This window comes from Thermocladium modestius (assembly GCF_055398215.1).
This window is the reverse complement of sequence record NZ_AP043731.1, coordinates 56,750-69,621: the sequence shown is the minus strand read 5'-3', so window position 1 is coordinate 69,621 and position 12,872 is coordinate 56,750. Positions and strand designations below refer to the sequence as shown.

Here is a 12,872-nt window from a genome sequence, read left to right as displayed (position 1 = left end):
CGTGGTTTGGGTTATTGTAGGGTGGGTGTTAGGTATAGGTTGGGCTTCACTCCCTGCCTTACTGTTTCCGTTAGCTTTGCCTCCTCTATCGCCTTTATCACCTCCTCATCGCTCGCCCCCTTGCCTATGTTGATCCTGTGCTGGGTGGGCTCCACGTGCTTCGCGTTCACCTTCCTCCTCTTCACCCCCGTCAACCGCCTCGGCCCCGTGATTAATAGGAAATCATCGTCTATTACATCCACCACCACGCACATCCTGCCGGCCTCCCTTCCCCGAGTCTTAACGCATATCCTCCCCACATCAAACACTCTAGCCATGAATCAAACCCCGGCCCCACCATTTAAAAACTTTATGATGACCCCACCACGCCCATCAATCAAGGAAGAACCCGGCCCTCATGGAGCAGGATAATTAATTCTTAGGGCCTTTTATATTAAGGGGTTGGGGGGAGGTGAAGTCCCCTCGGTTTGGGCAAGAATGGCTTCCTTATTCCTGAGCGGTGGAGGACCCGCCCGAAAGGACAGGGGTAGTTCAAGGAAGTGAGTTGCGGGGATCCATGCAGGTAAAGCTTTAAGTTAACCGTTAGAAATATATTTGTGAAGATAATCCTAGGAACCCCCGTAGTCGGCGCAAGGCCGCGGCCCTGGGTGGAGCTGGGTCTATCCGTTCCAATATTGATAAATTCATCCAATTTAATCAGGAGAAGGCCGCCCACCAACGGCGATGCTCCGCTTCATTCCTTGATGCAGCACGAGGGAGAAATATGGCTGGACTCGGGGGGTTATCAATTCTTGAGGCGTGGTATTGACATTGGGGTGGAGGAGGTAGCCAACATATACTCAATGTACTGGGATGCCCAGGCGTACCTAAGCCTTGATTATCCGCCGGCTCCCACTGATTCCCCTGTCGAGGCGGAGTCTAAGATGCGCAAGAGCTTGGAGAACTACGCTGAGCTGAGCAGCAAGTTGCCTGACCTAAATATAGTACCGGTAATACACTTCTATAGAGAGCCGGATATATCCATGGCCATGTTGAGAAAGGTTTTGGATTACGGCCCGCGGATCATAGCTATCGGCGCACTGGTTCCCTACGTGTTGATGACTCGCAACGTGCCGAGGAACTCCAGGAGGAAAGCAATGGAGTTCATATTGGCCGTTCGGGAGCTGCATCCCAAGGTGCACGTCCTTGGACTTGGAAGTCCAATAATAACTCCGATACTGCGGTTGTTGGGCCTTCACTCCACGGATACGGCGACGTGGAGGCTCAAGGCCGTTTACGGCAAGGTAATGATGCCTGGAGGGGGAGAGAGACACGTCACGGACAGAGGCATTAAGTTCGGCAAGAGGGAGGCCACTCTGGATGATGTAAAGGAGTTATACGAATTCCTGAAGGCCACTAACTTCCCCTTAATTGACGATTTCTGGATCAAGTTGGATAACTTCGAATACAGGGCGTTGGTTAATGCGTGGGTTATAGCGATGAGCGATAGGCCTCCCAGGCATGGAATATTCAAGTCAATGTATGGAGAATTATCGAAGCTGCTGCCCCAGCAGGGCGATCAAAGCCGAATCCCGTAGACCCCAAGCGTTAGGTTCTATTGCTGAACTTGTTGTTCTTGCGCTTGTTGCTGAAGCCATTGATCAACTATGTCGTATCCATATATGGCCTTGAACATCTCCCGTCCAACCTTGGTCATTCTGAGAGGAGTCCACGGCGGATCGAACACCACCTCCACATCCACGTCCTTGGCCTCCGGCACTATTGATTGTATGGATCCTCCCACGGAGTAGCCTAGATCCTGGGATAGAGGGCAACCCACGGCGGTCAAGGTCATCTTTATCACAACCTTATCCCCCTCCAGCATTACCTCGTATATTAAGCCAAGATCGTATACGTCTATCGGTATCTCCGGATCATATACATTCCTCAATGCATCGATTAATTTACGAACTCTCTCAGGGTCCAGATTGGTCTTGAAGTTCACCTCATCTGATGATGACTCCACCATGCCTATTCACATCAGCGTCACGTAGGCACCCCCTTAAAAACCTATTGCCGCTAACTGATCAAGAGACGAAAAGCTGGCCCTCCTAATAGCAATGCTCCTATGTTATTGCTCCCCTCATCTTATGCTCAATTGCATTTAACAACGGTAATATCTAAATAATATAGTACTGAAATACCTCCTCGCAGATGGGGCATCTCCCCACGATTGGGATTTCCCGCTTTCCCTAGGAAACTTACTATGCACCCCCTCGGAGAAGGGTATGTACAGCAGGGTCTACTGTCCACAGTCTCTAAGGGCTGTCCTTTAGGGCATGGATCGCTCGTCCCTGGCAAGAGTTAAACTTTTTATTGATCACTACGAATTGAACCTGATGAGAAAAGCAATATTATTGGCGGTGATTCTCGCTCTAGTTTCGATCGTAGCATTAGTCTTACTAATGCTAAATGGCTCTTCCGGAAAAGGAACTGATCATCATGGCGGCATCGATCTAATGCTCTCATATGATAACTTTAGCTTAATAGGAGGTTGGGGGCCATCACTTTCCTATCCTATTGCGGAAATCTACACGCCTCATAGTTCCCTCTTCGTATCGACGTTCTTATGGAATATAAAGAGTGCTAAAGGTATTGTAAACATGACTTTTCATAGTAGTTACCTAAACGTGTCAGTGAAGCTTTCCCATGTAGTTAAAATCCAAGACGATATAAACGTTGACGGTTACCCAACTTTAATGTATGGCAAGGAGGGCTGGTTTCCTTTTTACGCTTCTACCATGACGTTACCACAATTAAAACTCCCCCTCAAACTCTCCTCATTGCCAACCTTTTATTCGAAAGTAGACTTCAGAGTTTATCAAGTTAATGGTACTATAGACGATTTCTCTTATGATATTTGGCTGAGCCAAAACCCTAACGTCACGTATTTACATTATCCCTGTATAGAGATAATGGTTTGGATGTATCATGAGGAGAATATCTCCAACCCTTATTTTATTAAGGAGGGAAATATAACGGTTCAAGCGATTATTAATGGAAGTGAGACCAATGTTGCTTTTACCGTTTATGTTTTGCCTCACACCGGCTCGAGTAATGGTTGGGTCGGCGTATATTACGTATCAAGTAAGGACTTAGAGGGAGATGTGAGTTTGCCTCTTTCCTATTTCATAATCACCTCCTTCACTTTCATAGATAAAGTCTTTCCTTCGCTATCTCCTTCGCAATACTACTTAGATGCCATGCAATTGGGAATGGAATTTAATGATAAGAACGGTTATGTTAATTTAGGTTATATACTATACTATTGGTATTTATATTGTTATTAACGTATCCTCCATGCTATGCGACCTCATTGCCCTAGAAGGAGGGGGAGATCGGTTAGCTCTAAGCGAATGCTTAAATTTGCATTAATTCTGCGTTGGTGAGTGCTGAGGGTTTGCAGCGCTGATCATGATGACTCTGCTGAGACTTAGCTCTCGTTTTTGAGAGGAAAGGGATATTTTCCAGTCGATTTCAATGCAAATCTATGTACGATTTAATACGGGATGAGGCCCATGATTTGATCATGTTGAAGACGGAGCACTTGATAATAAAGCAAGCCATAGTGAAATACATGAAGACCAGGTCAACGACTGATCTCTCGCTTTTGCTGAACTTGTTGGAACGACACCTTGAAAAGGAGGCCGGCGTTGAATTTCTGAGTCTGAGTAAGGAAATGATAGATATGTTGGGGAAGGTCAAGGAATCCTTCGTGAAGGGAACCATTAGCGATGAATGTATCACGGCTTTGTTTAGGGCATTCGTGGATCATGATAATGAATTGAACAAGCTTATTTGGGAACTAGATGCCAAAATCAACGAGGAGATAAGAAGGATTATACAATAGATGACAGATGCATTCCCAAAGCGTGGCGGCCGTTATTGGGTGCAGTTCACGGCGGGAACAAGCTTCGTATGGCGGTTGTTATGGAATTAATCAAGTCGTGCAGATCATCATGTGCATTACATTTATTCGCATTTAGATCCAGGTAGAGGGGGGTCACCGCTATATTTCTCTCAACGTTGACCACGTAGACGTCGGTGCCCGGCCTCGGGTTTTTCTGCTCCCCATATAGCCAGTAGTACTTACCTCCGCGTGGATCCACTCTCTCATCCAAGTACTGCTCGTACCTGAGCCTCGCCGCCTCCGCCGTCTTGGCCACGGTATTCGGCGAAAACTCCCTGGGAAAGTTGATGCTGAGCACATCTATTCCCTTCGGCATTCCCCGCCTCATCACGTGGCTGACCACCGCTCTCGCCCCTGCCGCTATGAAATCCGCCACGGCCTCCAGCTCTCCAGCGGAGGAAACCGCGGCCGAGAAAGCTATGGCGGGCACCCCTATTAACGCTGCTTGGGCAGCAGCGCCTATAGTACCAGATGACAGAATAACTTGGATTGACGTATTGTCACCTATGTTGACGCCGCTGACCGCTACGTCTATCTTGTTGGCTATCCTCTGCGCCAGGTAGATTATATCGGAGGGAGTTCCATTGGTGGACCACATGCGCAGGCCATTTACGTTAACTTCCTCCAGCCTAAGCGGTTTATGAAGAGTTATCCCCAATCCACTGGATGACTTGGGGGTCTCAGGGGCTATTATTATGGGATTGCCCAAGGGCTTGACCGCGTCAAAGAGTATCTTCAAGCCCGGACTATATATTCCATCATCGTTGGTCACCAATATGTTGGGATTATCCATCTTGAGCCTATATATTAGGCGAGTTAAATTCTTTTACTTGCTCAAAACATCACATCGATTTAGTAAACTACCCAGCCCTAACGGGCTGGGTCTCCATAAATTGATGAAATGAATCATACATTTGAACGGGAGGGAGTAGCGTCGGCCGGCATTGTCGGGCGTCATATATTTTCTTAATGCATTGCTAGCTGGATGAACATAAAAATTTAAAAGCAATTATCGACTAGGGTGACGATATTGATATGTCCACTAGACCTGCCGAAGCGGGGGAAATAAAGGATGGATCTTATGTCATGATAGATGGCGAACCATGCAGGGTCGTCGAGGTGGAGAAGAGCAAGACGGGCAAGCATGGAAGCGCGAAGACCAGGATAGTGGGGGTTGGCATCTTCGACAATGTGAAACGAACATTGATTCTTCCGGTTGATTCCACCGTGGAGGTACCTGTGATAGAGAAATTCACTGCGCAAGTCATTGCGATGACAGGGAACTCAGTTCAATTAATGGACCTCAGGGATTATTCCACGTTCGAGTTGAACCTGGATTCCGTGGAGGAGGACATAAGAGGCAAATTGGAGTCAGGTATTCAAGTGGAGGTCTGGGATATAGCTGGCAGAAAGAAAATAACTAGGACTCGTTGAAACATAAAGCCGCCCACAACCAGCGCGCATAGGTTTCCCTATTTATGGAGGGCTAGGGGTTGGCTTGCTGGTTCAATTTCTCGAATTGCAGCAAGTCATCGCTGAACCTTATTATTCCACGTTTATGAAGCTCCCATAGATCATCTACTATGCGGGGCCTAACCTCATCCTCATCGAATTGGAGCCCGGACTCCCTCATCTGCTTCACCACTTGATTAACGAACTCCAATGTGGATACCTTGCCCCCGCCCATTTTGCTTAACTCCCGCTCCACGAACTCGCTTGGCACGAGCCTACCTCACCTCTATGCTTGTAAATCTTTTGCAGACGTGCCTAATGGGGCACTCTCCGCACATCAGCTTTGAGCAGTAATTCCGGCCTATGTCAGATGCCCCCTTCTCGTATAGCATTGGATCCCTCGCCAACCGCACTGTGTCCCTAACCAGGGGAACCACCTTGCGCATCTTGAAGGCGGCACTGCCTTGCTTTAAGGCATTCAAGACCCGCTTCGTCCTATCATCGTCGACGGCCAGGAATGCCCCACTTCGGAGAGCCACCAACGCGGTATACATATCCACAACCGGGTCGTATTTCAGGTACTCTTTTCTGAGTATTATTTTTCCGGCGAATGGTATATTGGTCTCATGACCTATTATTCTGGTGAGGAGACCCAGCATCTTGGTTCTGTGCAGCGATGCGTTGTCTGTCATGAATCCCCTCAGGAAGTCCTTTAGATTCCTGTACTTGCCGATCAACGCGATCCTCTTATAAAGAACGGGTTTGGCGAATCTAGTCGTTGAGTTAACGAAATTGCTCAATGCAGTGCCTAATTCGTCCCTCCTAGCCCCTATTCCATCGCCGAACATATTCAGCGTCTTCCTAGCCCCTCTCCACGTGGGTCGTTCCAGGAACGGCAGCAATTCATCATATGCATCGCGGATGGTAGAATATATCAAGTCGTATTTAGGCCGCTCTACGGCGGTGGCCACGGATGATGATAGGATAATGTATCGCAGCAGGATCTCCGTCTTGGGTATGTTTCCATACTCCTCCACTAAGTCTAGAAGAGAGACTTCCCTGCTCTTCCTGTACCTATTGGCGAAATTAATGAACGTGCCCCTTATTTGCGGCACTATGTAGGATAGATCGTCCGGCAAATAGGACAGTGCCACCTCTACCGTGCGCGATCCATACCTGACCGTTTCCTCCAATACATTCAACGCCTCATTTCTTGCCTCATCGATCATTTGTAAGCACGAACCATTCGAGCATGGCTTAATAAAACTTAAGCCGGACGGCGTGAAGCGCGGCGGCATGTCTTTTTGTTGTGTGGAGGGGAAGGCGGCTATTGGTGGAAATTTTATTTAGAGGATGGAGCCTGCCAAGCGTGCGAAGCGGTTTCAAGGAATTGATAAGCATAGACGAAGCGGTGGATGGGGCAGTTCGGCACATTACCCAGGTTCCCAAGACGATCAGCGTGGAGACAGGGAGCAGTTTGGGGAGGGTTCTGGCCAGCGACGTGGTTTCCAGCGTCGACGTCCCATCATTTAATAGGTCCGCCGTCGATGGATACGCCGTGAGGAGCAGCGATACATTCGGCGCATCTTACACTAACCCAATAACTCTGAGATTGGTGGGGGCCGCATTGACTGGCCACGGATGGAGAGGAAAGGTGGGGCCGGGGGAGGCCGTTGAAATATCGACAGGCGCACCGCTGCCAGAGGGAGCGGATGCGGTAGTAATGTACGAGGACGCCAGGCAGAACGGGGAGTTGATAGAGGTTCTAAAGCCCGTGGCTCCTCTAGGCAATGTGTCGAGGAAGGGAGAGGATGTAGCGGCGGGGGATGTGATCATTAAAAGGGGGACTCGCATAAGGCCATGGCATGTCGCTATACTGGCGTCGATGGGCGTGCGCAGGGTGGATGTGTTCAACATGGATATTGTGCTCTACTCAACTGGGGATGAATTGGTTGACCTGGAGTCGACGGGCTCGCTGGGCGAGGGCAGGATAATAAACAGCACTAGATTCGTGGTGGTGGGTTCCCTGGAGGAGGATGGGATAAGCGTGACGTACGGTGGCATACTGCCCGACGACGAGGATGTAATAAGGCAACGGGTCTCGGATGGCTTGAAGCAATTCGACTCAGTGATATTGACCGGGGGATCCAGCGTTGGCGCTCCTGACGCCACGATAAGGGCTATTCAATCATTGTCGCCGGAGTACTTGGTTCACGGCACGTCAATTAGGCCCGGCAGGCCAAACAGCGTGGCAGTCATTAATGGAAAGCCCGTATTCTCGCTGAGCGGGTTTCCCGTGGCCGCACTGACGGGCGTGGAGGCATTGGTGAAGCCTGTTCTATTTAAGTTGATGGGGACAGAGGCACTGCCCAAGCCCACGGTAAAGGGATTGCTGACCCGCAGAGTGGCCACGCCGATAAACACCAGATCATTCGTGAGGGTTAAGGTGTTCGAGCGGGGAGGCAATATATACGTGGAGCCATTGGCCCTCACGGGAAGCGGCGTCTTGTCCACGTTGATTAAAGGCAATGGCATATTGGTGGTTCCGGAGAACAGGGAAGGATTCGATGAAGGCGAGGTGGTGGAGGTGGAATTAATAGGGCCCCTTGTAAGGGAATACTGACCTCCTCCCCGCCCTTGAGGGGTGGGGGGTTCCCCCGGGGTCTTGGGGGTTACGCCCCCTTGGCGCTACTCCGTTTCCCCTTCTCGGTATTGCTGGGGTAGTCGGCCCCAGCCCCCCATCCTCAAAGAATTAACCGAGAGAGGGAGGGGGTGAAAACCCCAAACAAAACACTGACCTAAAAACACACCCCCCAGAGAGGCGAGGCTTGCCCACTCCTTTATCAAAGAAGTATGGCGAGTCCACCCCTCCTCCCCTTCAAGGCGAGATCAGGGTGAACTAAGAGTTGGAATGTGGCTGCGCCAAGGGGCATGCTTTTAAATTGGCTCGTTTCTTGGAAGCCATGAAGCCCATAACAACTGGGGATGCTCCGAGACCCATAGGTCCATACTCCCAAGCTATTGAATCGGGAAACCTGGTTTTCGTGAGCGGGCAAATACCGCTGGATCCCAAGACGGGCGAGTTAGTGGCTGGGGGAATAAAGGAACAAACCAAGCGGGTCATAGAGAACATAAGGGCGATACTTAGGGCGGCTGGGTTGGACTTAAACAACGTGGTCTACTCAATAGTATTCCTGAGGGATTTGAGCACGTTCAATGACTTTAATGAGGTGTACTCGACGTACTTTAATGAATCCAAGCCGGCGAGGACCACGGTTGAGGTAAGTAATTTGCCGCGGGAGGCTTTGATAGAGATGACAGTTATAGCATCGCGGATTTAATGGGAGTGGCACGCGGTTCGGTTTATTCCATGAATTGAACTGCTGCTCATTATGAATGTATATACCTACATATTATAGGAAAGGATATATATGCCGGGCATCCAGCCCCTCTCATGGTTACCGTGAACGAGGTATTCGAAATGACGCGGGATGCGTTGGAATTAATAAAATCGGCTCAGAGGCGGCGGTTGATCTATAGGACGCCCCTGGTCAAGTCCGATACCATATCAAATGCGACAGGCGCTCAAGTATTCCTGAAGCTGGAGGCGCTTCAGAAAACGGGCTCGTTTAAGGCTAGGGGTGCCTATAATGCCATAACTAGGCTGAGCAGGGAGGGCGTGAAGCACGTTGTGACGGCATCGGCGGGCAACCACGCGCAAGGAGTGGCATATGTGGCTTCCCTTTACGGCATTAAGTCCACGATAGTTATGCCGCAACTCACGCCTTGGATAAAGATAAGCAGGACGAAACGGTACGGGGCCGACATAATATTGCATGGCGAATCGTATGCGGAGGCGGAGGCGAAAGCCATGGAAATATCCAAGGAATTGAACGCGACTTACGTCCATGCATATAACGATCCCCTAATAGTGGCTGGGCAAGGGACGATAGGTTGGGAGATATTGGAGGACCTGGATGAGGTAGATGCAGTGGTGGTCCCCATAGGTGGGGGCGGCTTGATCTCTGGCATAGCTACCGTAATAAAGAAGAAGAGGCCCGGCGTCAAGGTAATAGGGGTGCAAAGCGAGGGGGCACCCAGCGCGTACCTCTCGTTGAGGGAGGGGAAGATCATGGGAGTGACGAGCGTGGATACCATAGCGGAGGGAATAGCAGTTAAAAGAATAGGGGATCTGACTTTCAACATAATGAGGGAGGTGGTGGATGACGTGGTGCTGGTCAGCGATAACGACATAGTTAATGCCATATTGATGATAGGAGAGGCCACCAAGGTTATAGCGGAGGGAGCTGGAGCTGCGTCGGTGGCCGCATTGCTGAGCGGCAAAGTCAACGTTAAGGGCAACGTGGTTGCGCTGGTGAGCGGTGGTAACATAGATATGCCGATGCTTACCAAGGTGATCTACAAGGCATTAGCCAAGGCCAACAGGATAATAAAGATAAGGGGCTTAATACCGGACAGGCCCGGCACTCTATCCATAGTGACGGGAAAGATGGGGGAGCTGGGCATAAACATAATAGACGTGTTCCACGAGAGGTTCAACCCGGAGATAAAGCCCAACTACGTGGAGGTCAGCTTCGTGATAGAGGTGCCTCCCGACGCCAAGGCAGTGGACGATGTATTGACGGAGCTGGGGAAATTGGGCTATAAATTCTGGACCGAGAGATTCTAGGCTGCCAGTGAAATCCCCCATAACCACCCGCTCAATTCACTAAGTTTCACATCACTTTATTTTCCCCAACGCAAGCATTGCGGCGACGAATGCTACCGCCGCGATTGCGGATATTACGTATTCATAGGATTGGGATATCGGTAATACCCCGCCAAGCCGAAGGCCGCTGATAAGCATCCTGGTGGCTAGGTATGCGAACACCGAGATGAGGATTGCCTTTAATGTGGAGCCCCTTACCTTAGGGAGAAGAGACGCTCCTGCCTGCGCGCCCATGACGGTGCCCAACACTGCTAGGAACGCTATGAATGGCTGAACGTAGCCGAACACCCAGTACAAGGAACCACTGGTGGCGGCCGTGACGCCCACTATGAAATTGCTTGTGGCCGTGGCTGCGCTGAGGGAGAGTCCAAGCGACCAATAAAGGGCTACCAGATTAATCGGTCCCCCGCCTATCCCGAGCAGGCCAGAAAGGAGCCCGCCCATCAACATTATGCCCATGGATGTTAATCTGCTGGAGAGCGACTGGACCAGGCTGGCACTGGATCTACTATTGACTAGGTAAATCGATGAGAACATCACGGCGCTGAGCGCTATATGGAGTATGTATTCCAATCCATGGCTTAGCACGTAATAACAGGATATGGATCCCATTATTGCGCCTAGCGTGGACGCCGCCGACAGCTCTATGGCTAATCGTTGATTGACGAGGCTCCTCCGCATTAGGCGGCTACATGCCGTGCAAGACGTGGCCAGCGCGGAGAATAAGCCCACCCCCGACGCGTAATTAATTGGTATTCCATATATGACCAGAATGGGGATCAATATGGTTGCACCGCCGAGCCCAAGCAATGCCCCTATCAATCCAGCGGCTATCCCGCAGAGTATCAGTGTTATCGAAATGATCCATATTAACATGGGTCCTGCCAGTAGCCATGGAATAAATCCATTGCTGACGATGTCAAATCCTTGCCAGAAATGATAATAATTATTTTAATAAATTCAGCATTAATGAATGCGGGTCCCTCCATTTATGGGCTGAGATGCCACAGATGTAGCGACGTAAATTCACATAATGCATATAAAACAATAGAATATGATATCTCGCCAATGCTTGGTGATTTCCTATATCTGAAGAAACAACGCATCAATAGTATGCAAAGACATCCGTTAAGGCGATTAGGATATAATTCGCCTGGCAAACTTGATTCATTGTTTTAACAAGAAAGAGAGAGGAGGGGCACTGCGCGCCTCCAGACCACTACGTCAATGAGGAACCAAGCCGGGCACCACTAGCAGCGCTATTAATAGGTTCACCAGCGTTATCACGGCAAATAGGGTGTACCACTTATCTCGCTCCAATGAGAATCTAACAACATTTATCAGGACCATTGCTATGGGCATTATTATCAATAAAACCAAGCCCAGCAACATAAATGAGATTCCATCCCACTCCTGCAAGCCAGCAATTATGGTCTTGATGCTTATTGAGGCCGTGTTTACCCTGGATGATGGATCAGCTACATCCATCAACGAATGGCCCAGCCCACCGCCGTGAAGCACAACTAATGCCAGGCCCAACCCCATTACGGCCACGCTCAAAAATATTCCAATGCGGAGCAGATTCGACGTGATCCCCTCGAATCTCTCCTCAATGCTGCTGCCCTTCGTTAATTGAGCCGTATATATGGGAGGCAGTTCCTCATCGACCGGTCTCCTCGCCATTAAGTAGTACAGCGATGATATCATGACTGCCGAGAACATTAGGGAAATGAACGTCTTGTCAAGGGATGAGATCGGCATCAACCCCTCCCTTCCAAGCCCGCGGAGAAGCATCCTGAAGCCCAGGTAGGACAGTATTGCAACGAACACCCACCTTATCTGCTTGTTGGTTATCCTCATCAATATACGAGTCCCGGCTTGCGCCCCTATTAGTACTCCTATTGCTGTTGCTGCTGCTATGAATGGTTGTATGTATCCGAAGTACCAGTATATGCTGCTTCCAGTCGCCGCCGTGACGCCTATCATGAAGTTGCTCGTCGTCGTGCTCACCTTCATGGGGAGGTTCATGGCCCAATCAAGCCCCAACACCTTAAGCGCCCCACTACCAATACCCAACAAACCACTAATAACACCGGCGAAAAACATGATAAACTCACCAAGCCACCAACGAACACCCCAGTAGCGTATCCATCCCAGGTTGGGATCAAAGCATGTTCCATACAAGTTAAGCAATTTGGTGGTTAGATCTGGCTTACGCGGTCGGGGCAATTCGCAGGTGCTTCGCTGTACCGTGGGCACTATCGATACTAACAGAACAATGCCGAACACGGTGTAAATCACGTAAGTAATGCCGTGAACATATACGTAGTTGGCCATTATGGATCCAAGTATTGCCCCAGCGGTGGTCGCCGTGGTCAAGCTTATTCCTATCCTATCGTTGGCTATCTTCTTCTTGACGTACACGCTGGCGGAGCCGGCAGACGTGGCTATGGTGGATATCAAGGCGGATCCCGATGCGTAAGCCATGGGGATTCCCAGGAATAGGGTGAGTATCGGGGAAATGACGGTTCCACCGCCCAGGCCAGCCAATGCCCCTATTATTCCTGCAACTGCCCCCGCTGCCAGTATTACGAGGAACTCCTCAATGAAGGCCCAAATCATGGGTTGGGATAAACGGTTTCATATGAAAGTTAAACCCACATCCAATGGCTGATCACGGAAGAATTGGGAAAATTATATAGAGATGGGAATTACTTGCTAATAAATAGCACAAGCATTGCT

Annotated in this window: 14 protein-coding genes; 7 read left to right on the top strand and 7 right to left on the bottom strand. The window is 49.8% G+C overall.

Annotation, left to right across the window (positions count from 1 at the left end; genetic code table 11):
* Nucleotides 1-11: 11 nt before the first annotated feature.
* Nucleotides 12-317 (bottom strand): 50S ribosomal protein L14e, encoded by a 306-nt coding sequence (locus ACZ5ZS_RS00340; protein ID WP_188595916.1) that lies wholly within the window; start codon nucleotides 315-317, stop codon nucleotides 12-14.
* A gap of 279 nt (nucleotides 318-596) precedes the next feature.
* On the opposite strand from ACZ5ZS_RS00340, the gene ACZ5ZS_RS00335 reads away from it, so the two are divergent.
* Complete coding sequence (locus ACZ5ZS_RS00335; RefSeq protein WP_188595915.1) at nucleotides 597-1,577, top strand: tRNA guanosine transglycosylase family protein; 981 nt, start codon at nucleotides 597-599, stop codon at nucleotides 1,575-1,577.
* A gap of 17 nt (nucleotides 1,578-1,594) precedes the next feature.
* On the opposite strand, the gene ACZ5ZS_RS00330 is transcribed toward ACZ5ZS_RS00335, so the two are convergent.
* Entirely contained in the window at nucleotides 1,595-2,008 is a 414-nt protein-coding gene (locus ACZ5ZS_RS00330) for a metal-sulfur cluster assembly factor (RefSeq protein ID WP_188595914.1), read from the bottom strand.
* 370 nt (nucleotides 2,009-2,378) lie between these two features.
* Here ACZ5ZS_RS00330 and ACZ5ZS_RS00325 point away from each other — a divergent pair, with 370 nt between their 5' ends.
* Both ACZ5ZS_RS00325 and ACZ5ZS_RS00320 read left to right on the top strand, forming a co-directional pair.
* Nucleotides 2,379-3,329, top strand: a complete 951-nt coding sequence (locus tag ACZ5ZS_RS00325; protein ID WP_188595913.1) for a GH12 family glycosyl hydrolase domain-containing protein — start codon at nucleotides 2,379-2,381, stop codon at nucleotides 3,327-3,329.
* 200 nt (nucleotides 3,330-3,529) lie between these two features.
* Nucleotides 3,530-3,889 (top strand): hypothetical protein, encoded by a 360-nt coding sequence (locus ACZ5ZS_RS00320; protein WP_075060508.1) that lies wholly within the window; start codon nucleotides 3,530-3,532, stop codon nucleotides 3,887-3,889.
* Nucleotides 3,890-3,935: 46 nt separating this feature from the next.
* Here the strand turns inward: ACZ5ZS_RS00320 and surE are convergent, their stop codons facing one another.
* Entirely contained in the window at nucleotides 3,936-4,742 is an 807-nt protein-coding gene (gene surE, locus ACZ5ZS_RS00315; protein ID WP_188595912.1) for a 5'/3'-nucleotidase SurE, read from the bottom strand.
* Nucleotides 4,743-4,984: 242 nt separating this feature from the next.
* On the opposite strand from surE, the gene ACZ5ZS_RS00310 reads away from it, so the two are divergent.
* Nucleotides 4,985-5,383: a translation initiation factor IF-5A gene (locus ACZ5ZS_RS00310; protein ID WP_188595911.1), complete on the top strand. Its 399-nt coding sequence runs from the start codon at nucleotides 4,985-4,987 to the stop codon at nucleotides 5,381-5,383.
* A 52-nt stretch (nucleotides 5,384-5,435) separates the two neighbouring features.
* Here ACZ5ZS_RS00310 and ACZ5ZS_RS00305 read toward each other — a convergent pair whose 3' ends face one another.
* Complete coding sequence (locus ACZ5ZS_RS00305) at nucleotides 5,436-5,672, bottom strand: hypothetical protein (RefSeq protein WP_188595910.1); 237 nt, start codon at nucleotides 5,670-5,672, stop codon at nucleotides 5,436-5,438.
* A 4-nt stretch (nucleotides 5,673-5,676) separates the two neighbouring features.
* Nucleotides 5,677-6,630: a hypothetical protein gene (locus ACZ5ZS_RS00300; protein WP_464858356.1), complete on the bottom strand. Its 954-nt coding sequence runs from the start codon at nucleotides 6,628-6,630 to the stop codon at nucleotides 5,677-5,679.
* Nucleotides 6,631-6,770: 140 nt separating this feature from the next.
* On the opposite strand from ACZ5ZS_RS00300, the gene ACZ5ZS_RS00295 reads away from it, so the two are divergent.
* The 3 genes from ACZ5ZS_RS00295 (at nucleotide 6,771) to ilvA (ending at nucleotide 10,091) form a co-directional block, all read left to right on the top strand.
* A complete protein-coding gene (locus tag ACZ5ZS_RS00295; RefSeq protein ID WP_188595908.1) occupies nucleotides 6,771-8,024 on the top strand; it encodes a molybdopterin molybdotransferase MoeA in 1,254 nt (417 codons plus the stop codon).
* Between the two features lie 340 nt (nucleotides 8,025-8,364).
* Entirely contained in the window at nucleotides 8,365-8,742 is a 378-nt protein-coding gene (locus ACZ5ZS_RS00290) for a RidA family protein (RefSeq protein WP_188595907.1), read from the top strand.
* Nucleotides 8,743-8,855: 113 nt separating this feature from the next.
* Complete coding sequence (ilvA, locus tag ACZ5ZS_RS00285; protein ID WP_188595906.1) at nucleotides 8,856-10,091, top strand: threonine ammonia-lyase; 1,236 nt, start codon at nucleotides 8,856-8,858, stop codon at nucleotides 10,089-10,091.
* Between the two features lie 51 nt (nucleotides 10,092-10,142).
* On the opposite strand, the gene ACZ5ZS_RS00280 is transcribed toward ilvA, so the two are convergent.
* Both ACZ5ZS_RS00280 and ACZ5ZS_RS00275 read right to left on the bottom strand, forming a co-directional pair.
* On the bottom strand, nucleotides 10,143-11,006 hold the full coding sequence (locus ACZ5ZS_RS00280; protein WP_188595905.1) for a sulfite exporter TauE/SafE family protein: 864 nt from the start codon (nucleotides 11,004-11,006) through the stop codon (nucleotides 10,143-10,145).
* Nucleotides 11,007-11,354: 348 nt separating this feature from the next.
* Complete coding sequence (locus ACZ5ZS_RS00275) at nucleotides 11,355-12,752, bottom strand: TSUP family transporter (RefSeq protein WP_188595904.1); 1,398 nt, start codon at nucleotides 12,750-12,752, stop codon at nucleotides 11,355-11,357.
* Between the last annotated feature and the right edge of the window lie 120 nt (nucleotides 12,753-12,872).